The 25,772-nt window shown below is 69.9% G+C and carries 18 protein-coding genes and 3 pseudogenes; 9 read left to right on the top strand and 12 right to left on the bottom strand.

Translation table 11 applies throughout. The annotated features are described in order from the left end of the window. The first annotated feature begins 46 nt into the window (after window positions 1–46). Both HHL19_RS21090 and HHL19_RS38190 read left to right on the top strand, forming a co-directional pair. Entirely contained in the window at window positions 47–796 is a 750-nt protein-coding gene (locus tag HHL19_RS21090; protein ID WP_169091839.1) for an SDR family oxidoreductase, read from the top strand. A gap of 14 nt (window positions 797–810) precedes the next feature. Continuing rightward, entirely contained in the window at window positions 811–1,446 is a 636-nt protein-coding gene (locus tag HHL19_RS38190) for a TetR/AcrR family transcriptional regulator (RefSeq protein ID WP_277349167.1), read from the top strand. A 15-nt stretch (window positions 1,447–1,461) separates the two neighbouring features. Here HHL19_RS38190 and HHL19_RS21080 read toward each other — a convergent pair whose 3' ends face one another. Further along, a complete protein-coding gene (locus HHL19_RS21080) occupies window positions 1,462–2,820 on the bottom strand; it encodes a carotenoid oxygenase family protein (protein WP_169091838.1) in 1,359 nt (452 codons plus the stop codon). 76 nt (window positions 2,821–2,896) lie between these two features. Between HHL19_RS21080 and HHL19_RS21075 the strand changes: the two genes are divergently transcribed. Further along, window positions 2,897–3,553 (top strand): TetR-like C-terminal domain-containing protein, encoded by a 657-nt coding sequence (locus HHL19_RS21075; protein ID WP_169091837.1) that lies wholly within the window; start codon window positions 2,897–2,899, stop codon window positions 3,551–3,553. An 84-nt stretch (window positions 3,554–3,637) separates the two neighbouring features. Here HHL19_RS21075 and HHL19_RS21070 read toward each other — a convergent pair whose 3' ends face one another. From HHL19_RS21070 to HHL19_RS21055, 4 genes are all read right to left on the bottom strand, one after another. Then, window positions 3,638–4,336, bottom strand: a complete 699-nt coding sequence (locus tag HHL19_RS21070) for a helix-turn-helix transcriptional regulator (protein WP_240981748.1) — start codon at window positions 4,334–4,336, stop codon at window positions 3,638–3,640. A gap of 198 nt (window positions 4,337–4,534) precedes the next feature. Beyond that, the gene (locus HHL19_RS21065) at window positions 4,535–5,119 is read right to left on the bottom strand and encodes a hypothetical protein (RefSeq protein WP_169091835.1); all 585 of its coding nucleotides are present in this window, start codon (window positions 5,117–5,119) and stop codon (window positions 4,535–4,537) included. Window positions 5,120–5,507: 388 nt separating this feature from the next. Then, on the bottom strand, window positions 5,508–6,383 hold the full coding sequence (locus HHL19_RS21060; protein ID WP_169091834.1) for an SDR family NAD(P)-dependent oxidoreductase: 876 nt from the start codon (window positions 6,381–6,383) through the stop codon (window positions 5,508–5,510). Then, a complete protein-coding gene (locus tag HHL19_RS21055; protein WP_169091833.1) occupies window positions 6,383–6,997 on the bottom strand; it encodes a peroxidase-related enzyme in 615 nt (204 codons plus the stop codon). Before HHL19_RS21055 ends, HHL19_RS21060 begins: the two co-directional genes overlap by 1 nt. A gap of 249 nt (window positions 6,998–7,246) precedes the next feature. Here HHL19_RS21055 and HHL19_RS21050 point away from each other — a divergent pair. Beyond that, window positions 7,247–8,230: pseudogene (locus HHL19_RS21050) on the top strand (sigma-70 family RNA polymerase sigma factor); the annotation flags it as partial. A gap of 95 nt (window positions 8,231–8,325) precedes the next feature. Here the strand turns inward: HHL19_RS21050 and HHL19_RS21045 are convergent. The 3 genes from HHL19_RS21045 to HHL19_RS21035 form a co-directional block, all read right to left on the bottom strand. After that, a complete protein-coding gene (locus HHL19_RS21045; RefSeq protein ID WP_169091831.1) occupies window positions 8,326–8,499 on the bottom strand; it encodes a hypothetical protein in 174 nt (57 codons plus the stop codon). Continuing rightward, window positions 8,499–9,200: a DUF899 domain-containing protein gene (locus HHL19_RS21040; protein WP_169091830.1), complete on the bottom strand. Its 702-nt coding sequence runs from the start codon at window positions 9,198–9,200 to the stop codon at window positions 8,499–8,501. Before HHL19_RS21040 ends, HHL19_RS21045 begins: the two co-directional genes overlap by 1 nt. Before the next feature lie 65 nt (window positions 9,201–9,265). Continuing rightward, window positions 9,266–10,813 carry a GMC family oxidoreductase N-terminal domain-containing protein gene (locus tag HHL19_RS21035; RefSeq protein WP_169091829.1) on the bottom strand — a complete coding sequence of 516 codons (1,548 nt, stop codon included), beginning with the start codon at window positions 10,811–10,813 and terminating at the stop codon, window positions 9,266–9,268. Between the two features lie 436 nt (window positions 10,814–11,249). Between HHL19_RS21035 and HHL19_RS21030 the strand changes: the two genes are divergently transcribed. The 5 genes from HHL19_RS21030 to HHL19_RS21010 are packed head-to-tail and all read left to right on the top strand — an operon-like array spanning window position 11,250 to window position 20,973. Continuing rightward, entirely contained in the window at window positions 11,250–13,055 is a 1,806-nt protein-coding gene (locus HHL19_RS21030) for a CRTAC1 family protein (RefSeq protein WP_240981746.1), read from the top strand. Next, window positions 13,052–14,044, top strand: coding sequence for an enediyne biosynthesis protein (locus HHL19_RS21025; protein WP_240981745.1), 993 nt, complete (start codon window positions 13,052–13,054; stop codon window positions 14,042–14,044). Before HHL19_RS21030 ends, HHL19_RS21025 begins: the two co-directional genes overlap by 4 nt. Beyond that, on the top strand, window positions 14,041–19,983 hold the full coding sequence (locus HHL19_RS21020; protein WP_206324911.1) for a type I polyketide synthase: 5,943 nt from the start codon (window positions 14,041–14,043) through the stop codon (window positions 19,981–19,983). Before HHL19_RS21025 ends, HHL19_RS21020 begins: the two co-directional genes overlap by 4 nt. Before the next feature lie 2 nt (window positions 19,984–19,985). Then, a complete protein-coding gene (locus HHL19_RS21015; RefSeq protein ID WP_169091827.1) occupies window positions 19,986–20,459 on the top strand; it encodes an acyl-CoA thioesterase in 474 nt (157 codons plus the stop codon). A 1-nt stretch (window position 20,460) separates the two neighbouring features. Next, the gene (locus HHL19_RS21010; RefSeq protein ID WP_169091826.1) at window positions 20,461–20,973 is read left to right on the top strand and encodes a flavin reductase family protein; all 513 of its coding nucleotides are present in this window, start codon (window positions 20,461–20,463) and stop codon (window positions 20,971–20,973) included. Between the two features lie 63 nt (window positions 20,974–21,036). Here HHL19_RS21010 and HHL19_RS21005 read toward each other — a convergent pair. From HHL19_RS21005 to HHL19_RS20985, 4 genes and pseudogenes are all read right to left on the bottom strand, one after another. Further along, window positions 21,037–22,184: pseudogene (locus HHL19_RS21005) on the bottom strand (IS30 family transposase); the annotation flags it as partial. 180 nt (window positions 22,185–22,364) lie between these two features. After that, window positions 22,365–23,747 (bottom strand): cytochrome P450, encoded by a 1,383-nt coding sequence (locus HHL19_RS20995; protein WP_169091825.1) that lies wholly within the window; start codon window positions 23,745–23,747, stop codon window positions 22,365–22,367. After that, window positions 23,744–24,724, bottom strand: coding sequence for a DUF1702 family protein (locus HHL19_RS20990; RefSeq protein WP_169091824.1), 981 nt, complete (start codon window positions 24,722–24,724; stop codon window positions 23,744–23,746). Before HHL19_RS20990 ends, HHL19_RS20995 begins: the two co-directional genes overlap by 4 nt. A gap of 275 nt (window positions 24,725–24,999) precedes the next feature. Further along, window positions 25,000–25,730 (bottom strand): annotated as a pseudogene (locus tag HHL19_RS20985) (site-specific integrase); the annotation flags it as partial. Window positions 25,731–25,772: the final 42 nt, after the last annotated feature.

The raw sequence follows: 25,772 nt of genomic DNA, 5'->3' as shown, positions 1-25,772 counted from the left end.
TCTGTATGGGTGAAGTCCAGATCAGGCACAGACAGAGGAGTCATCCATGTCCACCGCACACACCGCAGAGACGACCGCGATCGTCACCGGCGCAGGCCGTGGTTTCGGCAGAGGCATCGCGACCGCGCTGGTCGAGGCCGGCGTCCGGGTCATCGGGGTCGCCCGTTGCGCGGAAGGGCTCGAAGAGCTGCGCGTCGAGTTGGGCGACGGATTCGTCCCCGTGGTTGCCGATGCGGCCGACCCGTCGCTGCCCGATCGGCTGATCCACGCCTACCGGCCCCGCACGCTGGTCCTCAACGCGGGGGTGAATCCGGTCCTCGCTCCGCTGCACGAGCACACGTGGGACACCTTCCGTGATGCATGGGAGACGGACGTGAAGCAGGTGTTCCACTGGGTCCGCTCGGCACTTCGGCACCCCCTGCCGCCGGGAAGTTCGGTACTCTCCCTGTCGAGCGGTGCGGCGGTCAACGGCTCCTACCTCACGGGGGGTTACGCCGGCGCCAAGGCGACGATCCGCTTCATCTCCGCCTATGCCGCGGACGAGTCGGCACGTGGCGGTCTGGGCATCCGATTCGTCTCCGTCCTGCCCAAGCTCACCCCCGCGACGGATCTGGGAGCCGGCGCGGTGGCCGCCTACGCGGCGCGTCGGGGAGTCGACGTCCCCACGTTCCTCGCCGATCTCGGAGCGACTCTGACGGAGGAGCAGGTGGGGACGGCCTTCCTCGAACTCGCCGAGAAGTCCGAGCTGGACCGACCGGCGTACCTGCTCACCACGGACGGCCTCAGGGCGTTGTGACGAGGGGGAGACCCATGGCGACGGCGGATCGCGACGAAGGCGAGGTTCCGATGAACGGCACAGTGAGAGTCGAACACCCCGGTGCGACCATGGGCCTGCTGCTCGGCGCCGCGGAGAGGCTGTTCGGGGAGAGAGGCTACGCGAGCACGTCGTTGGACGCCGTCGTGGCGGCAGCGGGCGTGACCAAGGGCGCGGTCTACCACCACTTCCGCAACAAGGCCGCGCTCTTCCGGGAGGTGTTCGTCCGCCAGCAGAAGCGGGTGGCGGCGGAACTGGAGCAGGCCGCTGCCCGTGCGCCTGACGCCGGGTCGGCACTGCGCGGCGCCGCGCGTCTCTTCCTGGAGCGCTGTATGGACAGGAGGTTCCAGCGGATCGCCCTGCTCGACGCGGGTGCGGTACTGGGGTGGGCCGCGGCTCGGGAGATCGAGCGCGAGCACACACTGAGGGTTCTGCAGGCGAGCATGAGGGAGGCGGCGCCAGGCGCCCTCGACCCGGAAACTCTGGCCGTGCGTTGCCAGATGATCTTCGCGGCCCTGCAGGAGGCGGGAATGCTGTTGGCCCGTTCGGCCGAACCGGAGCAGGTACTGGTCACGGTGACACGCGAGGCCGAGCGCCTGCTCGCGCCGTTCGACGCGCCGAGGCTCCGCTGAGACGTTCGTGCCGGCTCACCTGCCCGCGATCCACTGCGCGTGGAGCCCGTGCGGGATCCGTACGGGCAGGCGGACGGTCGCGACGGGCGGGCCGGCGAAGTCCGCCGTGTCGAGGACGACCAGTTCGCCTCGATCGCTGTCCCGGTCGTGCACGAGGCTGAGCAGCCAGCCGTCCGCCTCGGGCGCGGCGGCGTGGCGCGGTACGAACACCGCTTCGCCCGTCTCTCGTCCGGGTCCGAAGACGTGGACGTCGACAGCACCGGTCGCGAGGTCGTGGCGCAGCAGTGAGGGCCCCGCGAGAGCGGCGCCCTCACCCGGCCGCACGCCTACGGTGAAGGCGTACCGGTACGGCGAGCCCGAGTACCGGTCGTCGATGCGGGGGAACTCCTCGACGTGATGCGACAGCCGGACCTCGGACACCGTTCCTCCGAGGCGGTCCACGGTCCAGCGCCACAGCGTCGGCGCGGACTCGCTGGGATGCAGGGGGTCGAGGTCGAAGGCGCGCTCGTGGCGGACGACGTCGACGACGATGTCACGTCCCTGCTCGTAGGCGTTGACGGGGTGGAAGACGAAGCACGGATCGACCTCCGCCCAGAGGACATCGGCGTCGGCCCCGTCGCGGGGCAGTATGCCCAGTCGTGCGCCGTGTCCCTCGTCCCATGCGTAGGGAACGCGTGAGCCGGCGGCCGCCGCCCGCGCGCTGTAGGTGACCGGCAGGTCGTACAGGATGACGTGACGTTCCGTCAGCGAGAAGGCGTGCATCATCGGGGTGCCCTTGACGGTGATGGTCTCGCGCCGGCGCACGCGGCCCGTCGCGTCCAGGGTCACGTGGTCGACCCCGGGCCGTCCGGGCTCGTACGTGACCGCGTGCAGCTCCCCGGTAAGCGGGTCGTGCAGCGGGTGGGCGCTGAATCCGCCGGAGAGCGTGCCGTCGAAGTCGAACCGCTCCAGGGAGTCGAGCTCGGGCCCGAGGCGGATCGGAAGGACCCCGCCGTCGCCGAGTGCCAGGGTGCGTCCGGCGTGGTGGACGACGTTGGCGTTGGCATTGTCCGAGAGCCCGTGGCGGGGGCCCGGGGTGGGGAGGGTGCGGAGGGCGCGGGCGACCCGGTCCGTGCGCAACCAGCGATTGCGGTACCACGCGACCTTCCCGCCGTGCAGCCGGAGCCCGTGCACCATGCCGTCGCCCGCGAAGGCGTGGTCACGGGCCGGATCGTGATCGCCCAGGGTGTTGGGGCCGATGCGCAGGAGCGTGCCGTCGAGCTCTGCCGGCAGTCGTCCGTGCACGGGGAGATCGAAGAGGGTGACCTCCTCGGAGACCGGCTGGTAGCCGGTGCTCAGGAGGTGTGACGTGCTGTACAGATGATGAGTGGGCATCGCTGTCCATCCTCGTGAATCACTGTTACGTAACGCCGTTATGGAAGGCTCGCAGCGGCATGGAAGGATGTCAAGGGTGAGCCCACGTGAAGCAGATCCGGCTGTCGGCGCCCAACTCGTCCGAGTGGCGGCCGCGTTGTTGGCGGAGGAGGGGCCCGCGGCGCTGTCGACGCGCCGTCTGGCCGCCGCCGTGGGGGCCTCCACCACGGCGGTCTACACCCAGTTCGGCGGAAAGAGCGACTTGGTCCGGGCGATGGTGCGGGACGGCTTCCAGCTACTGGACCGCCGCCTCGGCGCGGTGGGCGAGTCGCGGGACCCCGTCGCCGACATCGGAGCCCTCGGTTGGGCATACCGGCGCAACGCCCTGGAACACCGGCACCTCTACAGCGTGATGTTCGGTGGAGCCGGTCTCAGCGGCTTCTCCCTCAGCGACGAGGACCGCCAGCACGGCCGCTACACCCTCAGGGCCCTCGTCCGGGCCGTGGAGCGGTCCATCGAGACGGGCCGTCTCGATGAGGGGGACCCGCAGATGGTGGCGCATCAGATGTGGATCGCGCTGCACGGACTCGTCACGCTGGAGCTGGGCGGCTACCTCGTCGAGCCGTACGAGCCCGACGACTGCTTCGAGGCGCAGGTGCTCGGACTTCTCGTGGGCGCCGGGGCCGATCGCGCCGAGTCGGCCGTGTCGTTGCGGCGGGCTCGTGAGCGCTGTCTGCCCCGGGACGGCGAGTGACGGGATGGCGCCTGGAGAAATGAACGAGAGGCCGCGGACGCCCGCGGCCTCTCGTTCGTGGCGGCGTGTCGCCGCGCCGGTATGTCAGACCGCGCCGGGCGCGGCCATTTCGTACTGGGGTACCTGCCAGCTGTCGAGTTCGGGGAGGGCGAGCAGGATGGGGAGGTCGAAGGGGCGGAACTCCCTGGTCCGGAGGTCGACTTCCAGAGGCCGGCCGGACCGCACCGTCACCGGCTCGCTGGCGCCGATGAACAGGGGCTGACGGTTCCAGGGGCGCGGGTCGATGCCGTCCTTGGCGACGACGGCGGCGCGCAGGTACCACCGGCCGTCGGGCAGTCCGTCGAGGTGGTACTCCCGGGGGGAGTCGAGGATGTCGCATGCGGCCGGAGCCCCCTGGACAATGGGGTCCTTGAAGGCGGCGACGTAGACCCGTGTGGGCAGCTCCGTGCGGGGGACGGACACGGAGCCGTGCACCGACGTGGGGCAGTTGTCCGTGCGCGGTGCGGATAAGCCGGTCGGCAGGATGGGGATGCCGACGTTCGCGAGGGTGCGGTAACGCGTGGGGGAGACGCCGACGCTCCAGGTGAAGCGGCTGGTGAACGTCCCCAGACTGTTGTAACCCACCTTGTAGGAGATGTCGGTGACGCTGAGCTGCGTCTCCAGGAGGAGGCTCTTCGCGCTGTGGACCCGGACGGCCGAAAGGAATCGGCCGGGCGAGGTGCCGGTGAGGTCTCTGAAAACTCTGGAGAAATAGAACTTGCTGAGAATCGCAGTACTCGCCATTTCGTCCAGCGAAAGCGGCTCGCCATAGCGGTCCCACATGGTTCTGATTGCGCGTTCGACAGCGGCTTGCAAAACATCTCCCTAATCGCGAGCGAAGAAGCAGATGGAGCCCGGAGGAACTCATATTTCTCTGGTGTGTTTCGCAGTACCTCTTGTGTCTTGAGATGCCCGAAAATGGCACCCCGCACGATCGGGATACTAGCGGTATGTGATGTCGCTTACAATGGTGCCTGTGTGAGGGGCGGCCGTTATGTTCCGGATCCGGTCCGCATCCACCCGCCGACGGTATGGGCGTGGGCCGCCGTCATGCTCACCCATGCGGCGAGCGCGGACCCGGAGCAGGCAGCGCACGGAGTCGGGGACCACAGGCCCGGCGGCCTCCTCGGCGGCCCGCGCCGCCCTCGCGAAGGCATCCGCGACGACGGGAGCGCCCGCCGCCCAGGAGAGGTCCTTCGGCAGGGGTGCCGGCGGCAGGAGGTCGGGGGAGACGCCCGGTTCCCCGACAGTGCGGGCAGCGGAACGGATCAGCCGGGACAGGACGTTCAGGACGGGGCCGAGGGCACCGGCAGGCGCGCCCGGTGGTAGTGGCACGTCTTCCAGGAACACGTTGACCATGCGGTTGAGGTACTGCAAGGTCACCGCCACCCCGACCAGCTCCGGGGCCTGATCGGGCGGGAACGGTGCCCCGCCACCCGGAGCCCGCCGCACCGCGTTCGCCTCCGTCGACGCGGCGACCGCCCGTACCCCCGCGTCGACGGAGCTCACGATCCTGCCCTCGGTCACGGTCGCACCACCGGGCAGCAGGCCCCCAGCGTGGTGGCGTGCATGCGCACGCAGAGGGGGCACGTGTTGCCGACGGAGACGGTGACGGCCGCTGCCTCCTTCGCCGTGCGCGACGCGAGGCCGGGAACGGGCAGGCTCTCCCGCGGCATCAACCTGCTTCCGGCGAGCAGCGGGGGCACGGGGGAGTGAAGCGCGATCGGGGGCGCGAGCACACCGAGCTCACGCTCCAGCTCCTGGTAGACCGTGCGACGGTGCCCCGCGCCGTGTCGAAGCCCACCGGGCTGACGTGACGGACCTGTGCCGGCGACAGGCCCCGCAGCGAGGCCCTCACGAGCTTCGTGCGCACGGATGCCTCCCCCTCCCGACCGCTCCGGTTGCCCCGGGCCGGTCAAGGAATAGGGAAGAAGGCGCGCACGAACCTCTCGAAGAGGCGGTCACCGATGGTCCAGCGCATGCGCGGCAGCAACCGCGAGGGCACGCCAATCCGGTACCGGATCCGAGGGTTCTCACTGGTCACCGCCTTCTCGATCACCTTGGCCACGGTTTCCGCACGTACCGCCATCCGCCCCCGCCCGGTGGGGCGGTCGGTCTCCCGGTAGGCGCCGTGCCAGTCGACGAAGTACTCCCAGAACTCGTCGTACAGCTCGGATCCCTCCTGCCGGGACATGCCGAGATCGGCGACCGTGGTCGGGACGAAGCCGCCGAGTACGGGAGAGGGCTCGATGAGCACCACCTTGATCCCGAACCTGGCGACCTCGTGCCGCAGCGAGTCGCCGATGGCCTCCAGGGCGTGCTTGGTCGCCTGGTAGTAGCCACGACCGGGCGTCGCGAACTGCCCGAAGATCGAGGACATGATCACCACCCGCCCCTGTCCGTGGGCGCGCATCCCCGGCAAGACCAGCTGGGTCAGCCTCGACAGGCCGAACACATTGGTCTCGAACTGCCGGCGGACCTCGTCCATCGACGTCTCTCCGATGGTCCCGTTGAGGCTGTAGGCGGCGTTGTTGATGAGCGTGCCGACTCCGCCGTGCTCGGCCGTTATCTTCTCGACGGCGTCGATCATGGACTGCTCGTCGGTGACATCCAGGTGCAGCACCTGGATGCCCTCGGCGGCGAGCTCGCCGAGGGCGTCGACGTCGCGGGCGGTCGCGTACACCGGCCAGCCGGCACGGTGCAGCCGTAGGGCGGCGGCCCGTCCCGTGCCCGACGACAGTCCGGTGCCCGAGGAGGCGCCGGTCAACAGGACGGCCCGGGGCGCCCCCATCAGCCGACACCCCCCGCATCGACGTCGGGCTGCTGGGAGATCCTGCTGTGGGCCACCGACCCGCCGAGCCCGAGCCCGTCCACGAGCCGGTTGATGAAGGCGAACAGTGCCGACGTGAAGACGGCCTCCAGCATCTCCTCATTGCTCCAGCCGGCCTCGGTGACCCGTGCCCAGTCCTCGTCCGTCACCTTGTACGCGGCCCTGCTCACCTGCGTCACCAGTCGCATCAGCGCCAGTGTCCGGGCGTCGATCGGCAGCTCCTCCGGCTCGTTCGCCACGGCGATCGCCCGGGTGAGTTCCTCACCGCCGCCGAACTGCGTGAGGAACCAGTTGTGGGTGCCCACGCAGTAGGGGCAGCCATTGATTTTTGAACTCCAGGCGGAAATCATCTCGCGCGTCGCGCGCGGCAGGATGCCGTCGCCGAAGGCGCCGATGTATCCGGCCAGCACGACTTCCAGGAGATCCGGCCTGGTGGATACGAGTCGGAACATGTCGGGAACGAAGGGAAGACCGGTGGTCTTCTTGATCCGCTCGTACAGTTCCGCAGTCATTCCGGCCGCCTCCGCCTCGTCGATCAGAGGGACGCGGACACCTGGTATAGGTCGGTCATTCATGAACCGGACGCCTTTCGTTGCTCGATGTAGGGATGTGCCCCTCGCGCCGTCGATGAATTCACTGCAGCTGGCTTCACGGAGGGGGGGCAGATATGAGCTGTCCTCATTTCCAGATGCGCGAGGCCGACCGAGGGGAATCCCCCCGAGCCGGGTGGACTCCGTGCTCCGGCCCCTACGGGAGGAGCCCGCGCCGGCCTCCTCTAGGCTGAGCGGCATGATCACCGCGGGACAGGTGCAGCGGGCGGGCGGAGGGCGTCGATGACCCGGGAAGCGGACTTCGAGAGCGTGTCCGACAACCACCGCACGGAACTCTTCGCACACTGCTATCGCATGATGGGATCGGTCCACGACGCGGAGGACCTGGTGCAGGAGACGTTTCTGCGCGCCTGGCGGTCCTACGGCACGTTCGAGGGCCGGTCTTCGCTACGGACCTGGCTGTACCGGATCGCGACGAACGTGTGCCTGAGCGCACTTGAGCATCGCGACCGCAGACTGCTGCCGACCGGCCTCGGCACGGAATACGCGGATCCGGCGTCGCCCTTGGCCGCCGCGCTGCCGGAGGTGCCCTGGCTGGAGCCCGCACCGGACCTGCTGCTGGGCGTGGCCGCGGACGACCCGGCGACCGTGGTGGCCCACCGGGCCAGCTGCAGGCTCGCTCTGGTCGCCGCTCTTCAGTGGCTGCCGCCCCGGCAGCGAGCGGTACTGCTCCTCCGTGACGTGCTGGCCATGCCCGCGGGGGAGGTCGCCGACCTCCTCGGTACGAGCGTCGCGGCGGTCAAGAGCGCGCTCCAACGGGCCCGGAGCCAGATGGAGCAGCTCGCCCCCGCAGAGGACAAGGTCACCGAATGCCTCACACCGGACCAGCAGCACCTGCTCGACCGGTACGCGAAGGCGTTCGAGAACGCCGACGTCCAGACGCTTCTGGAACTGCTGACGCAGGACGCCGTGGCGGAGATGCCGCCCCTGCCGTGCTGGTTCGCCGGTCGTGACGCCATCGTCCGGTTTTTCGCCACTCATGTGCTGACGGCACCGGGCAGGTTCCGGCTGGTGCCCAGCGCTGCCAACGGGCAGCCGGCCTTCGGCCTGTACCGACGTGACGCCGACGGTCCGCATCACGCGCATTCGGTCACCGTCCTCACCCTGGCCGGGCACAGGATCTCCCGGATCTCCGGCTTCCTCGACGCAGGTCTCCTTCGTCCGTTCGGACTCCCACCGACCTGCGGCGGCCGATGAATCCGATCGGACTCGGGCAGGTGACGAGGGGCGCGTGACCGGTTGAGTTCGCCGGACACACGCCCCTCGGCTCGGGCGGGCGCGTCCGCGGGGAGTCAGCCGCGCTCGACCAGGACGACGAGCGCCACCCCGAGGGCCAGGCCCGACAGCACACCCACCCAGGTGCCGTAACCCTGGTGCAACTGCCTGCCCACGATCCCTCCCGAGAGCGGCAGGAAGACGAGAGCGGCGAGAGCGGGTGGCTCGGCGAGCCAGTCGGGTCGGCGCATCAGCTGGCGAACTTGTCCGTGCCGTTCCACCAGTTCTGCCCGGGGGCCGAGGCGTTCTCGTCGTCGTACCTGTCGTGGTGCCGCCACCAGTCCCAGGGGTGCTCCAGCTGCTCCTCCTGGCGGCCCATGGGGGTCAGGTCCAGGTAGTTGTAGAAGTTCTTGAAGACGTCACCGCCCCGGTCGTAGACCGAGTACGTGTGGAAGACGTCCGTTCCGTCGCGCAGGAAGACGCTGACGCCGGGCAGCTCCCCCTGATCGGTGGTGACGTGGTAGTCGCGGTTGAAGTCGGAGCCGAAGGAGGACACCCAGGGGATGGTCCAGCCCATCCGGTGCTTGAACGCCTCCAGCTTCGGGAGCTGTCCGCGAGAGACCATGACGAAGGTGGTGTCGCGGGCGTGGATGTGGGACAGGTGACCGACGGAGTCGGCCTGCATCGAACAGCCGATGCAGCCCTCCTCCTGCTCCGGCCCGAACATGAAGTGGCGGACGATCAGCTGGCGCCGCCCCTCGAAGAGGTCGAGCAGCGTCACCTCTCCCTGCGGGGCGTCGAAGAGGTACTCCTTCTCGACCTTGACCATCGGCATCCGGGGCCGGGCGGCGACGACCTCGTCGCGCAGCCTGGTCAGCTCCTTCTCCTTCTCGAGCAACTCCTTGCGGGCGCGCAGCCATTCCTCGCGCGTCGTCACCTTGGGCAGGTCCATGTGTCTCTCCTGTTGTTCGGTCGCTTCTTCCGTCCGGTACCGGCGGCCCGTGGGGTTCCCGGGCCTCAGCCTTCGAGGAGCCAGCCCGCGAGGCGTTCGCCGATCATGATCGAGGTGAGGTTGGTGTTGCAGTTCACGATGGACGGCATCACCGAGGCGTCGGCCAGGTAGAGGCCGTCCGTGCCGTGGACGCGGAGCCGCTCGTCCACCACGGCGCCGTCGTCGGAGGCCGGGCCCATGCGGGCGGTGCCGACCGGGTGGTATCCGCTGTCCAGGCTCAACCGGACGTACTGGCGGACCATCTCGTCGTTCTCGATCAGCTGGTCGTCGAGGACGATGACGTCCTCCCCCTGGCTGCGGATGCCCGGGTGGCCGGCCAGCTGCCAGCAGGTCCGTACGCCGTCGACGAGCTTCTCCAGGTCGCGTTCGGTGGCCAGGAAGTCGAGGTCGATGTCGGGTGCGGCCGCCGGGTCCGTGGTGCTCAGCCGGAGCCGGCCTCGGGACTCGGGCTTCTGGTCCACCACCATGACGCCCAGGATGGTGTTGCCGCGCGCCAGCATCTGCAGGTCGGGGAACATGGTCAGATCGAAATGGCTGACGAGGTAGTACTGCAGGTCGTTGAAGTCGGCGGAGCCCTTCGAGGTGGTCCGGACGATGGTCTGCAGGAACGGCTCGCTGGTGTCCACCCCTCCCGGCTTCGTCTTCATGAACACGCCGGTGCGGGGGTGGTCGATCAGGTTGGCGCCGACGCCGGGGCGGTCCAGCCGGACGTCGAGGCCCACGCGCCTGAGGTCCTCGGCGGGACCGATTCCCGAACGCATCAGAAGAGCAGGTGAGTTCACGGCACCCGCCGCCAGGATCACCCGCCTGGCGTGCACGTCCTCGGTGGCACCGCCGTTCGTGGACACCGCCACCCCCGTGGCGCGGCTGCCCTCGAAGAGCAGGTGGTGGACCAGCGTGTGCGCGCGGATGGTGAGGTTCTCCCGGCCGCGCACCTCGGCGGTGAGGTAGGCCATGGCCGTGGAGACGCGGGTCCTGGTGTCCCGGCGGTTGGAGGGGATCGGCCCGATGCCCGTGGCCGCGGGATCGTTGTGGTCCTTCACCTCGGGGAAGCCCATGGCGAGGCTCGCTTCGACGAAGGACTGCTGGACGGGGGTCAGCTCCCCGGGCTGCCAACGGCGGATGGGGACGGGCCCTCCCCGCCCGTGGAGCTCGCCGTCGAAGTCGAGGTCGTCCTCCAGCCTGCGGTAGTACGGCAGGACGTCGTCCCACGACCATTCCGGATTTCCGGCGGCCACCCACTCCGCGAAGTTCTGGGGAACGCCGCGGAGGGCGATCGTCGCACCCACGGCGGAAGAGCCACCCGTCACTTTGCCACGAGGATAGATAATCTTCCGACCGTCGCTTATCTCCGCCCGGAATTTCCAGTCGTGCGCGCTCAGGGACATCGCGCTGCCGTTGCGGATGTCCAGAGGGGTCTCTTCGAGCGTGGGGAAATCGGGACCCGCCTCCAGGAGGAGAACCCTGCGCGACGGATCAGCACTGAGCCGTGCGGCGATCGCTGCCCCCGCCGAACCCGAGCCGACCACTATGTCGTCGTACGTCTGCGTCATGAAACACCTTCGGAGTCTCGGATTCCGCTGCGGACACGTTCCGATACCGAGCATCACTGCCGTCTGACCTCTCGGCTTCTCCGAACTTGCCCTGCCCACCTCGCATCCCCGGAGCCGGAGGTCCTCGTGCCGCCGGCGGCGTGGCAAGTGCGCAGGGCAACGTCAGAGAAGCCAGACGTTCGGCCGTAACCCAGTCTCGGAACGCGAACTCAGTGCCGAGCAATTGCCCTTCTTGGTCGAGAGTGAGGAGTATGCGGTGATCCACCGCGAACGGTTTCGCAGGCTGACACCCGGTCTGGTGACGGTATTGGTGGCCGCGTCGTTGTTCTTCGCCGTCCGCACTTCGGTCGCTGTGACCGGAGACGCTCAGGCGGCAGCGAAGTACGCGTTCCAGGAAATGCCCATCGAGCTACCGCCCGGTTACAACTCCCAGCGAATGAACACGGTTCGGAAGGTCAATCCGGCGTACCAGAAGCTGCGGTCCTGGGTTTCCTCGGTCGGCGCTGGAATAGCTATCAACGACCTGACCGGCCACGGCAGGGCGAGCGGGATGTGCATCGTCGACACCCGCACCGACCAGGTCGTCGTCACCTACACCCCCACGGCACCACCGGCCGACCGGTTCACGCCGTTCGTCCTGGACGCGGCACCGCTGCCGATGGACTCCGCCATGGCGCCCACCGGGTGCACGCCCGGTGACTTCAACGGCGACGGCAGGACGGACCTGCTCGTCTCCTACTGGGGGCGGACCCCCGTCGCGTTCATGGCCAAGTCCGACGCCACGATGCCGGCGCCGGCCTCCTACGTACCGCGGGAGGTGGTGCCGTCGCAGTCCATCGACGGCAGGTACCACGGCCCGCGCTGGAATACCGACGCCGTCCACGTCGCCGACCTGGACGGGAGCGGCCATCCGTCGATCGTGGTCGGGAACTACTTCCCCGACTCCGACGTGCTCGACCCGAACGGGCTCGACAACGTCGTGATGAACGACTCGCTCTCCACGTCCACGAATGCCGGTGGCGACCACGTACTGCGCTGGGACGGCGCGACGACCGGCACGGAGCCGACCGTCTCCTTCGTGGAGGAGAGAAACGCCATCCCCCAGGGCCTCGCCAACGGGTGGACGCTCGCCATCGCCTCGGCGGACCTCACCGGCGACGACCTGCCCGAGATGTACATCGCCAACGACTTCGGCCACGACCACCTGCTCTACAACCGTTCGAAGCCCGGGCGGATCGAGTTCACCGCGGCCGTCGGCAAGCGCACGCCGACCACCCCCAAGTCCTTCGTGCTGGGCAACGGCTCCTTCAAGGGCATGGGCGTCGACTTCGCCGACGTCGACTACGACGGCAGCTTCGACATGATGGTCAGCAACATCACCGCCGCCTGGGGCCTGGAGGAGAGCAACTTCCTCTGGATCAACAAGGCGAAGGACACCGACGACATGCGCCGGAAGCTCGACGCCGGCGAGGCCCCCTTCCGGCAGGAGGCGCAGGAGCACGGCGTCGCGTGGAGCGGCTGGGGCTGGGACACCAAGATGGCGGACTTCCTCAACTCGGGGGAGCTCTCCATCCTCCAGGCGACCGGCTTCGTCAAGGGCGAGATCGACCGGTGGCCCTGGCTCCAAGAGATGGCGATGACGAACGACAACCTGCTGTCCGATCCGGCCATGTGGCCCAACGTCCAGCCGGGTGACGACATCGCCGGCGACGACGTGCTCGCCTTCTACGCGAAGAACGCCGACGGGTCGTACGTCAACGTCAGCGAGCAACTGGGGCTCGACGTGGAGATACCCACCCGGGCGATCGCCACGGGCGACACCACCGGGACCGGCGTCCTCGACTTCGCCGTGGCCCGTCAGTGGGGGCCGCCGGCCTTCTACGCCAACACCTCGCCCCAGCGTGGCAACCACCTGGAGCTGAAGCTCTACCGCCCCTCCGCGGACGGAGGCCGGGCGGCGGGCAAGGGGCTCATGGCCCCCGGGGCCCCCGCGTACGGCGCGACGGTGAAGGTCACCTCGGCCGCGGGCACCAGGGTCTCGCAGCTCGACGGTGGCGGTGGCCACAGCGGGTTCCGCAGCTTCGACGTGCACTTCGGCCTCGGTGGGCACGAGGGGCCGGTGACCGTGGAGCTGTCCTGGCGGGACTCCGACGGTGAGCGGCACCGGACGACCAGGCAGCTCACCCCCGGCACCCACTCGCTCATGCTGACCGACGACGTCCAGGAGGTTGCGAGCCGATGACCGCCATCACCGTCAGCCATGCCAAGCCCGGACCGGAGGCCAAGCGCGACCCGCGCTACCTCGCGCTGCGCAACTTCGCCATCTCCATCAGTGTGTTCAACGTCCTCGGATACACCCTGCTGGGCTTCGAACAGCCCTGGCTCTGGCCCATCATCGCCGCGCTCGCCGCCTACGTCACGGAGATCGCGCTGGAACTCGTCAGCGCCTGGGCGCAGCGGCGCCCGGCGCGGTTCCTGGGCAACGGCGCGCGCGGTGTCTACGAGTTCCTGCTGCCCTCGCACATCACGGCGATGGCCGTGAACATGCTGCTGTACGCGAACAACCAGATCCTCCCCGTGCTCTTCGGAGTGTTCGCGGGCGTCGCCGGCAAGCACGTGCTCCAAGCCCCGATCGCCGGCCGCATGCGGCACTACATGAACCCGTCCAACTTCGGGATCACGCTCGCGCTGGTGTGCTTCGGCTCCTGGGTGAGCATCGCTCCGCCGTACGAGTTCACGGAGAACGCGGACAGGTTCTTCCGCGTCGCGATCCCGCTGATCATCGTCATGGCCGGCACCGTGATCAACTCCATGCTCACCAAGAAGATCCCGCTGATCGTCGGCTGGGTCGGCGGCTTCGTGATCCAGGCGGTGATCCGGCACGAGGTCTGGGACGTCGCCCTGGCCTCCGCGCTCGCCCCGATGAGCGGTGTCGCCTTCGTCCTGTTCACCAACTACATGATCAGCGACCCGGGCACCACACCGGTGAAGCCCCGCGACCAGTTCGTCTTCGGGGCGTCGGTGGCCGGGGCCTACGGCGTCCTCATGCTGTTCAACGTCGTGTACACGCTGTTCTTCGCGGTCACCGTGGTCTGCGCCGTCCGCGGCATCGGATGGTGGGTGGCCCATCTGGTCCAGAAACGGCGTGCCTCGGAAGCGCACCGGCGAGACGAGACCGAGGGCCGGCCCGTGGCACTCGGTGAGAGCACGAGCGAGGCGGTGGCCGCATGACCTCATCTTCCCGAACCCCCGAGACCTCCCGCCCCCCCGAGACCCCCCGAACCCCCGACCCGTCCGGGATCGCCGTCGTCGGCATAGCCTGTCGTTACCCCGACGCGGACTCTCCCGCCCAGCTGTGGCGGAACGTGCTCGCCGGACGCCGCGCCTTCCGGCGCCTGCCCGACGAACGGATGCGGGCGGAGGACTACTACTCGCCCGATCCCTCCGCCCCCGACCGCTACTACTCCACCAAGGCCGCGGTCATCGACGGCTTCGAGTTCGACCGGGTCAAGTACCGCGTCGCCGGCAGTACGTTCCGCTCGACCGACATGACGCACTGGCTCGCGCTCGACACCGCCGCCCGCGCGCTCGAGGACGCCGGATTCCCGCTCGGCGAGGGCCTCGACGGGGTCAACACCGGTGTCATCATCGGCAACACCCTCACCGGCGAGTTCAGCCGCGCCAACCTGATGCGGCTGCGCTGGCCGTACGTGCGCCGCACCGTCGGAGCCGCGCTGCGCGAACAGGGCTGGGACGACACCGCCCTGGCGGCCTTCCTCGACCAGCTCGAGGAGCGCTACAAGAGCCCGTTCCCGCCGATCGGCGAGGACACTCTGGCCGGAGGTCTCGCCAACACCATCGCCGGGCGGATCTGCAACCACTTCGACTTCAAGGGCGGCGGATTCACCGTCGACGGAGCCTGCTCCTCCTCGCTGCTCTCGGTGGCCACCGCGTGCGACGCGCTGGCCGACGGACGGCTGGACGTCGCCGTCGTCGGCGGCGTGGACCTCAGCATCGACCCCTTCGAAGTGATCGGTTTCGCCAAGACAGGGGCACTTGCGACGCGCGAGATGCGGGTCTACGACCGTGGTTCCAACGGCTTCTGGCCCGGCGAGGGCTGCGGCATGCTCGTGCTGATGCGCGACCGGGACGCCCTGGCACAGCGCAGGTTCCGCTACGCGAGCATCCAGGGCTGGGGCTACTCGTCGGACGGCAAGGGCGGCATCACCCGCCCCGAGGCCGAAGGCCACCGGCTCGCGATGCAGCGGGCCTACTCCGTCGCCGGATTCGGCATCGACACGGTGGCCTATCTGGAGGGCCACGGCACCGGCACCGCGGTCGGCGACGCCACCGAACTGAGGGCCTTCTCGGAGGCCCGCCGCGCCGCCGATCCGGACGCCGCCCCGGCCGCGATCAGCACGGTGAAGGGCAACATCGGCCACACCAAGGCGGCCGCCGGCGTCGCCGGTCTGCTCAAGGCCATCCTCGCCGTCCGCCACCAGGTCATCCCGCCCGCCACGAGCCACGTCGACCCGCACCCCGAGCTGACCGGTGAGCGCCCGGCGCTGCGCGTCCCGTACGAGGCGGAGCTCTGGCCCCAGGGCGCTCCGATCCGTGCTGGCGTCTCGTCCATGGGCTTCGGCGGCATCAACGCGCACATCGTGGTCGAACACGCGGACGGAGTGCGCAAGAGCGACGTCGGCCGGGTCACCCGCAAGCTCGTACGGTCGAGCCAGGACACGGAACTGCTGCTCCTCGACGCCGACACCCCCGCCGAACTGCGCGGCAAGGTGACGCGGGCGGTGACGCTCAGCTCGAAGCTGTCGTTCGCCGAGGTCGGTGACCTTGCCGCCACCCTGCAGAGCGAGCTCGCCGACCGGCCGATCAGAGCGGCGGTCGTCGCGGCCGATCCCGAGCAGGCCGAGCAGCGCCTCACCAAGCTGCTCTCGCATCTCGACGGTGGCGTGCGCTCGGTCCTCGACACGACCGGTGGGGTGTTCCTCGGCAGCACCGCGACGAGTCCGCGCATCGGCTTCCTGTTCCCCGGCCAGGGGGCGGGCCGCCGCGGCGACGGCGGGGCCCTGCGGCGTCGCTTCGCCACGGTGGACGAGCTGTACCGTACCCACTCCCTGCCGACCGACGGCGACCTGGTCGCCACCGCCGTGGCGCAGCCCCGCATCGTGACGTCCTCGCTCGCGGGACTCCGGATGCTCTCCGCCCTCGGCATCGAGGCGGTGGGCGCCGCGGGGCACAGTCTGGGGGAACTCACCGCGCTGCACTGGGCCGGGGCGATGGACGAGTCGTCACTGCTGCGGATCGCCGGCGAGCGCGGCCGCGTGATGGCGGAGGCGAGCGCCGGCGGCGGGACAATGGCGGGCATCGCCGCGGACGCGGCCCGCGTCGAGCTCCTGCTCGACGGCGAGCCGGTGGTCGTCGCCGGGTACAACAGCCCGCGGCAGACCGTGATATCCGGCCCTGCCGACGCCGTCCGCCGGGTGTGCGCCCGCGCCGAGGACCAGGGGATCGGTACGGCCGCGATCAACGTCTCGCACGCCTTCCACTCCGAGGCGGTGGCCCCGGCGGCCGAAGCGTTCGGCGCCTACCTGGCGACCGAGACGTTCACTCCCCTACGAGGCCGCATGGTGTCCACGGTGACCGCGGACGTCCTCCCCGAGGACACCGACGTTCCCGCCCTGCTGACACGCCAGGTGCTCGATCCGGTGCGGTTCAGCGAAGCCGTCGGGAACCTGGCGGCCGACACCGATCTGCTCCTCGAAGTCGGTCCCGGGCGGATCCTGCGCGGGCTGGCCGCGGAGATCGCTCCCGGCGTGCCGGTCGTCTCCCTCGAAGCCGACAGCGGCTCGCTGGCCGGACTGCTGACGGCCGTCGCGACGGCCTACACGCTGGGCGCACCCGTGCGGCACGCGGAGCTGTTCCGCGACCGCTTCACCCGCCCGCTGGCGCTGGACAAGGAGTTCCGGTTCTTCGCCAGCCCTGCGGAATCGACCGCGGAGGGCGACTTCTCCTTCGCGGGAGTGCTCCGCGACACGCCTGCCGCGGCCCCGGCACGGTCCGCCGCGGCCACGGCCGGCGAGAACCCGTCCTCCGAGGCGGCCGCCGGGAAGGGGGAGAGCAGCCTCAGCGTGCTCCTCCGTCTCGCCGCCGAGCGGGCCGAGCTCCCGATCGAGGCGGTGAACCCGGACAGCAACCCGCTGGACGAACTGCATCTGAGCTCCATCACGGTGGGGCAGATCATGAACCAGGCGTCCCAGGAACTGGGGATCACCGCGCCGATGGTCACCACGGCGTTCGCCACGTCCACGGTCGCCGAACTCGCGGGGCTCCTGGACGATCTGGCAGACACGGAGGACGGGGGCGCCGAACCGGCACGCGAGGTCCAGGGTGTCGGCCCCTGGGTGCGGGCTTTCGCCGTCGACCTCGTTCCCGCGGAGCGCGGCACGCCGGCCGCCCCCGTCGAAGGCGGGAAATGGCAGCTCTTCGCACCCGAACGGCATCCGCTCGCGAGGCCGCTGCACGCCGCGCTCGGCGCCGCCGGTCTCGGAGACGGGGTGCTCCTGTGTCTTCCCCGGGACTGCTCCGAGGAGCACACGGCGCTGATGATCGCCGCCGCCCGCGCTTCCCTGTCGCACACCGGCGTGTCCCGTTTCGTCGCGGTCGGCGACCGGCGCGGTGCGGCAGGCCTGGCCAAGACCCTCCACCTGGAGGCTCCCGGCATCGCGACGACCGTGGTGACCCTCCCTCTGCCGGAGCACCCGGCGGCCGCCCGGGTGCGCGAGCTGACCGACCGCATCGTCGCCGACGTGGCGGCGACCACCGGCTTCGGCGAGATCGTGTACGGAGCGGACGACCGCCGTACGGTGCCGGTGTTGAGCCCGCTGCCGGTCCCCGCTCCTCCTCTCGGCTCCGGCCAGGCCGGCGCGCCGGTACTCGACGCCATGGACGTCCTGCTCGTCACGGGCGGTGGCAAGGGCATCACCGCCGAGTGCGCCCTCGCGCTCGCCCGGGACACCGGGGCGGGGGTCGGGCTGATGGGCCGCTCGGACCCGGCCGAGGACGCCGAGCTCGCCGCGAACCTGGAGCGGATGTCCGCCGCAGGAGTGAACTTCCGCTACGTACGCGCCGACGTCACCTCGGCCGACGAGGTGAAGGCGGCGGTGAACGAGATCCGCGACAAACTCGGCCCGGTCACGGCCGTCCTGCATGGCGCGGGCCGCAACGAACCGCATGCCCTGGTCAATCTGGACGAGTCGTCCTTCCGCCGCACCCTGGCCCCGAAGATCACCGGCCTGGAGACGGTCCTCGCCGCGACCGACCCCGGCTCGCTGCGTCTTCTCGTCACCTTCGGCAGCATCATCGGACGGGCCGGCCTACGGGGCGAAGCCGACTACGCCACCGCCAACGACTGGCTCACCGACCTGACGCGCCGAGTCCAGGAGGAGTATCCGGACTGCCGGTGCCTGGCACTTGAGTGGTCGGTCTGGTCCGGGGCCGGCATGGGCGAACGGCTCGGCGTGCTCGAATCGCTGATCCGCGACGGCATCGAGCCGATCCCCACCGAGGACGGCGTGGCCCTGCTCAAGGAGCTGATCGCCGATCCGCGGACACCGACGGCTCTGGTGGTGACGGGCCGTGCGAGCGGCCTGCCGACCCTGACGTTCGAAGCGCCGGAGGAGCTGCCGTTGCTGCGGTTCGTGGACCGGGTCCAGGCGCACTACCCGGGGATCGAGCTGGTCGTCGACGCGGACCTCTCGGCCACCGGCGATCCGTATCTGGCCGACCACGAGCTCGACGGGGACCTCCTGTTCCCGGCCGTCCTCGGCATGGAGGCGATGGCGCAGGCAGGGTCCGCGCTCACGGGGTTCGACGGTGCTCCCACACTGGAGGACATGCGGTTCCTGCGACCGATCGTCGTGCCCAAGGAGGGAGGGACCACCATCCGGGTCGCCGTCCTCGCCCGGACCGTCGGTACCGTGGAGGCGGTGATCCGCAGCAGCGAGACCGGTTTCCAGGCCGACCACTTCCGCGCCGTGCTCCACTACGACCGGCCGGATGTCGGGGACGACCGCCCCTCTCCCGTCGCCGAGGACGCCCCCCGCGTCCCCCTGGATCCGGCCCGTGACCTGTACGGAACGGTGCTCTTCCAGGGACTCCGCTTCCAACGCCTCAACGGCTACCGCGGGTTGGCGGCAAAGGGATGCGTCGGCGAGATCTCCAACACGGCGGTCGCCCCCTGGTTCGCACGCCATCTGCCCGCCGATCTCGTCCTTGCCGACCCCGGCACCAGGGACGCCCTGATGCACTCGATCCAGTGCTGTGTCCCGGACGCCACCCTCCTGCCCGTGAGCGTCGAGCGGCTCCACCTGGCGGATCCCGGGCCGATGGCGAGCGCGAAGCGGGTGACCCTGCACGCCCTCGAACGCTCCCGGGACGGCGACACGTACGTGTACGACCTCGATGTCCGCGACCAGGCCGGCCTGCTGGTCGAGCGCTGGGAGGGACTGCGCCTCCAGGCCGTGCGGAAGCAGGACGGAACGGGACCGTGGGTGCCGTCCCTCCTCGGGCCCTACCTGGAACGCCGGGCCGAGCAGTTGCTGTCCGCCGACGTCCGGGTCGTCGTCCGCCCCGACGACGGACCCGCCCGAGGGGTGGCGGAGCGGCGGGCGCAGACCGCGAAGGCGGTCGGCTGGGCGCTGGGACGGGAGACGTCCGTGACGTACCGTCCGGACGGCAAGCCCGAGATCGAGGGTGGACCGCATGTCTCCGCCTCGCACGGAGCCGGTGTGACCCTCGCGGTGACCGGCTCGGCGCCGGTGACCTGCGACGTGCAGACGGCCGAGGCCCGTTCGGACGAGGAGTGGGTGGGGCTGCTGGGGCCGGAGGGCGCCGCCCTCGCCCGGCTGCTCGGCACCGAGCCGGGCGAGTCGCCGTCGGTCGCGGCCACCCGGGTCTGGAGTGCGGTCGAGTGCCTGCGCAAGGACGGTCGGGCGATCGCCGGGCTGACGGCCGACAGCGTGCCCGGCACGGAGGAGCACTGGGTGGTGCTGCGTTCGGGAGACGCGCGGATCGTCACCTTCACGACGGCACTCGACGGTGTCGAGGAGCCCGTGGTCTTCGCCCTGATGACCCGGACGACGGAGAGGAACGTCTGACCGTGCAGCCGTACTACGAATACCGCCACCTGGTCGGCTTCGAGGAGACCAACCTCGTCGGCAACGTCTACTACGTCAACTACCTGCGCTGGCAGGGCCGATGCCGGGAGATGTTCTTGCTGGAGCGGGCCCCCGAAGTGCTCGCCGAGATCCGGGACGACCTGAAGCTGTTCACGCTCAAGGTGGACTGTGAGTTCTTCGCGGAGATCAGCGCCTTCGACGAACTGTCCGTCCGCATGCGCCTGGACGACCTGACCCAGACCCAGATCGGCTTCAGCTTCGACTACGTCAAGGTCGGCGGCGACGACTCCGAGACGCTGGTGGCCCGGGGACGGCAGCGGATCGCGTGCATGCGGGGGCCGAACACCGACACCCGCCCGGCACGGGTCCCCGAAGCGCTGCGCAAGGCCCTGGAGCCGTACGTGTCGCACCAGCCGGCCGCACCGCAACTCGCCCACGTCACGAGCGGAGGCTGAGATGACCGCCATCGACCGGGTCGCGACGACGTACGACAAGCGGGAACTGCGCGGGGTCCTGGGGCGGTTCGCGACCGGGGTCACCGTGCTCACGGCCGGACGGGACACTCCGCGGGGCATGACGGCGAACGCCTTCACCTCGGTCTCGCTGGATCCGCCGCTGATCCTCGTCTGCGTGGTCCGCACGGCCGCGATCCACGACGTCATCCTGGAGGAGGGTGCCTTCGCGGTCTCGGTCCTCGCAGGCCACCAGGAGGGCCTGGCCACGTACTTCGCGGACCACAGCAGACCGCGGGGCCGGCGGGAGTTCGAAACCGTCGACACCGTACCCGGCAAGCACACCGGGACCCCCGTCCTCAGCGGCGCGCAGGCATGGCTGGAGTGCCGTCTCGCGGCGGTCCACGAGGGTGGCGACCACTCGATCTTCGTGGGTTCGGTGCTCGACGTCGGCCGGGAGGAGGCGGACGACCCGCTGCTGTACTTCGGCGGCGGATTCCATCGCCTGACCGCCTGATCCGTGCGTGAGGGAGGCCCCAGCCGAATCGGTGAATTCCAGGGGTCGTTGCAACACAAGTGATCAACTGGCTGTGGCCAGGAGCTTAGCGAGACGCTCGGCTGGGACTTCCCAGCCGAGTGTTTTGTGTGGCCGGCTGTTCAGCTCGGCGACGACCGGTCCTCGGGGGTGGGGGCCGCGAGGTCGGTGCCCGTGGGGAAGTACTGCCGCAGCAGGCCGTTCGTATTCTCGTTCGAGCCGCGTTGCCAGGGGCTGGCCGGGTTGCAGAAGTAGATTGGGATGTCGGTGGCGACGGTGAACGGCCGATGGCCGGCCATCTCCGAGCCCTGGTCCCAGGTCAGGGACCGCCAGGGATGCCGTGGAAGGCTCTGGACGGTCGTGGCGAGCGCGTCGCGGGTGGCGATGGCGGTGTGGCCGGCGGGCAGGCGGACGAGCATCAGGTAGCGGGTGGAGCGTTCGGCCGGAGTGCCGATGGCGGACTTGCCGTTCCTGCCGATGATCAGGTCGCCCTCCCAGTGCCCCGGTACGGCCCCGTCGGCTGCTTCAGCGGGCCGCTGACTGATTACGACCATGTTCTTGGCCGGTCGGCTGATGCGCTTGGCAGCGTGGCGGTGAGGGCGTCTCATAGCCCGGCCGGTCCGACAGGCTCGGGTCAGTTGCCGGCGGAGTTCACCGCGGCCTTGGACGCGGAGGGCTTGGTAGATCATCTCGTGGACCACGTGCATCTCCGGCCGGTCGGGGAAGCGGGCCCGCAGGGCCTGGCAGATCTGCTCGGGGCTCCACCGGCGTGCGAGGTGTCCTGGATGAAGTCTCGCAGCTCAGGGTTCTGGCCGATCTTGCCCGCCTTGGGGCGGGCGAGTCGGCGCTCGGCCCGGCGGTGGGCGTGGAAGGGCTGGTAGGTGAAGCCGCCTTGGGCATGGGCCGACGGTTGCGCCGTGTCTCCCGGCCGATGGTCGAGGGGCTGCGGCCCAGCTCGGCGGCGATCTGCCGGACGGATACCTTCTCGCGCAGCCGGTCGGCTGTGTGGATGCGGTCGCACCGGCGGAGGTGTCGCGACGGTGGGGAAGGCGGTTTCTCCACCCCGCTGCCGGGGTCTGCCCCGGCTCCGGGGAGATCGGACGAACCGCCTTCCTACCGCCGGGCGGCGAGTGCCAACCGTTGCGCCACCGCTTGCCGGTGCGCAGGTTGATCCCGACGATCCGTGCTGCTTCCCGGGTGCTGTAGCCCTGCTGCATGAGCTGGAAGTGTGCGGCCCGCTCCCGGGTCACCCTCTTCCCGGTCGGTTAACCCCGGTTCTTCCGGATCTCAACGTCCATGACTCCCCTTGAGCTGGGGTGTTGCAACGACTACCAGAACTCAAGGGGAGGGCCGGGGGCTCCCTCACACACGGATCACACGACCGACCGCACGCTCATCGGCAGCCCGCCGCGCACGCGCAGCGTCAGCATGGGTTCGGGCCTCACCACGTGCCCGGGAGCCTTGGTCAGCCTCAGCTCACGGACCACGGTGGCGAGCACGACGGTGGCCTCCAGCATGCCCAGGTTGTTGCCGACGCAGAAGCGCGGCCCCGCACCGAAGGGAACGTACGCGTACCGGTGACGCCCGGAGGAACGGTCGGGCGCGAAGCGTTCCGGGTCGAAGCGGTCCGGGGCGTCCCAGAACGCCGGATGCCGGTGCAGGGTGTACGGGCAGATCAGCACGTCGGCCCCGGCGGGCACCCGGAAGCCGCCGATCTCGTCCGCCGCCTGGGCCGCGCGAGGCAGGATCCAGACGGGCGGATAGAGCCGCATGACCTCCTCGATGACCATCGTCGTGTACGTGAGGCGGTGCAGGTCCTCAGCCGTGGGCAGCCGGCCGCCGAGCACCTCGGTCACTTCCCGGTGAACCCTCTCCCAGACGAGAGGATGCTCGTCCAGCAGATGGAAGGCCCAGCTCAGAGTCGAGGCGGTCGTTTCGTGGCCGGCGAGCAGCAGGGTCACGAGCTCGTCCCGCATCCTGCGTCGGCCCGCCGCCGGGTCCCGGTCCCGACGCGTCGACTCGACGAGCCGGGACAGGACGTCGTCGCCGTCCCCCCCCGGGTGAGCGGCGCGCTCCGTGGCCAGATGGGCGACGATCCGGTCCAACTCCGCGCGCGCACGCCGGAAACGCCGCTGCCGTGCCAGCGGCAGCCAGGCTGGGACGGTGCCCAACGACATCATGTCGAAGATGGCCTGGTCCTGAACCGCCTCGAAAGACTCACCGATCGTGTCGAAGGCGTCCAGGTCGGCGTCCAGAAGCGTGCGGCCGAGGACCCCCAGGGTCAGGCCGGTCATTGCCGCCCGGATGTCGACGAACCCTCCGGTCTCCCGTTCGCGCAGGCGGGCCACCAGCTTGAGGGCCTCCTCTCCGATCACGCCTGTCTGCCGGGCGATCCGCTTGGCCTGGAAGACCGGCTGGATCGTCCTGCGCTGGCTGCGCCACAGCTCGCCCTCGCTGGTCAGCAGGCCGTCCCCGAGCGCTCGCCTCGCGTGTACCAGGCCGATGCCCTTGTGGTAGTTGCTGTGGTTGTCGGTGAGCACGTGCTTGGCGTGATCGGGGTGGTTGAAGAACAGCAGGGTCTTGGGCCCGAGCGGCAGTCGTACCGCGTCTCCGTACGTGCCGGCGACCGAGGTCATGACGGCGAGACGGTCCCGGGCCATCCTGGAGAGCAGCTGCGCGGTCATCGCACGGGACGGCCCCGGCGGGAGCCGCCGGGGCCGGGAGGTCGGTGCGACTCCTGTCCGCGCGCCGGTCATGCCCGTGCCTCGCGCACTTCGACGACCTGTTCGGCGACGCGCCGGCGCCACACCTCGTACGCGGGCACCTCTCCGTCCTCGACCGGGTCCGGCCGCGCCTCGTCGCACAACCGTGCCACCTGCTCCGCCCCGAGGCCGCAGAAGAAGCGTGCTGCCACCTCGGTGTGCGGGACGACCAGGTCGGCCTCCACCCGCGCGGTCACGGCGAATGCGGCACCCTGCGCCACCTGCGGGCGGTACTGCCCCGCACGCTTCCAGAAGGCTTCGAGGTCCGCCTCGTCCCCGCCACCCGCGTACGAGGCGGCGAGCCCGGCGCCCGCGTAGAGGTCGGCCCGTCGGGACGCGGGGAAACGGTCGAACAGATCGGCCACCACATCCGGCTCCGCGCCCCCGACGAACCACGAGGCGCGGCCGATCCCTTGATCGATGACGCGAAGGGAGTACCCGGGGGGCCCGTCGGCCGGCCAGGGGAAGCCCGGCACCTGGTACTGCTCGTGCACGTACTTCCGGGTCTGGAAGTATGCCTGGTGGAAGCCGTAACCGTCGAGCGCCAGCCAGCGCAGCAGCGGATCTGCCGGGGCGACGGCGCTCCAGCGGAAACGCGGCAGCCGGGCCATGGCCCATCCGACGCCCACGTTCACCATGTAGTGGTGACGGCTGCCGCGGCCGTGGAGGAGATCCTCCACCTTGCCGCCCGTACCGAACGGCAGCCCGTCGAGCATCGCGCAGCCCATTCCAGCACCTTCGTAGGCGAACCCGCGGAACTGCCGTGGTATCCGCTCCAGCCGTGTCTCGGCCTCGGCACCGGTGCGGGCCTCCACCGCGTATGCGTAGCCGGTGAGGAACGTCTCGCCGACGGTTTCAAGGAGCTGGCGCGCCGCAGGACTCTTCTCGTGGAAGCCTCGAGTCGAGAGCCGAGTGGCCGAGTGGCTTGGTGTCAGAATCCGGCGCCGGAGTGCACGCCATGAGCCAGTCATGGATCCCTCCTTCGGTCGTGCTGCCCGTGGCAGCTGTCCGGATCCGATGCTCCCGGCCCCCCTTCGCACCCGCCTACTTCGAGCGTGCCCTCCAGCAACGCGGGGGGCTGGCGGCTGGGGGTCAAGGGGTCGCAGGTTCAAATCCTGTCGTCCCGACTCGAATGAGTCGCAGGTCAGGGGACGTTTCAGAGTGATCTGAAACGGCCCCTTGATCGTTTTTGGGGACCAGTTGGGGACCAGGGGAGTCGGCGCCGGTCAGGCGGCGACATTGCCGTGACAGGCAGCGAACGAGGTGCACGGAGAACCATGAGGTGCGCGGAGAGGGCTGCACCGGCTGCGGTGATCTGGCCGGCGTCGGGGTGAAGGTAGCGCTGGGTGGTGGTCAGTGAGCCGTGCCCGGCGATTTTGCGCAGGACGTGAAGGGGGACCCCGGCGTCCGCGAACCACGTCAGCCCGGTGTGGCGCAGGTCGTGTCGTCGAAGGTGCTCGAAGCCGAGCTGGGTCACGATGTCGTCCCAGTGTGTGGCGTCACGCAGGACGGCCGTAGAGATGCGTCCGCCGCGAGGGCCGAAGAAGACGCGGGCGTCCGGGCTGTCACCGGCCGCGAGCAGGCGCTGGGCGACCATCGGTCGGACTTCTTCGATGAGGGGCACCTTGCGGGCGCGCTTGCCCTTGGTGGCCTTGTCGACAAGCCCACCGCGGGCGGGGGTGGTCTGCCGGCGGACGGTCCAGATCCAGTTGTCGGTGTCGATGTCCCGGACACGGACCCCTGAAACCTCGCCGATGCGGGCTGCTGTAGAGGCGGCGAAGGTGACCACGTCGCCCCAGCCCTGGTACTGGCTGTGCGAGCGAGCGACCAGGGCCTTGGCGAGGGCCTGCAGCGTCTCCCAGTCGGGAATGGCGAGTGCGCGAGGATCGTTCAGCTCTCCTCGACCTGCTGGTACTGCCGCTGCCAGCCGCTGACGCGGGCCGGGTTGACCTTGATCAGGCCGTCGCGGACCGCCTGCCGCGCTGCGAGGCCATCAGCCCCGATCACGCCTGCCCCTAC

It is taken from the genome of Streptomyces sp. R302 (assembly GCF_012927245.1).
Lineage (GTDB): Bacteria > Actinomycetota > Actinomycetes > Streptomycetales > Streptomycetaceae > Streptomyces.
Note: the sequence above shows the minus strand (reverse complement) of the source record. Positions and strands in the feature narration are given on the sequence as shown.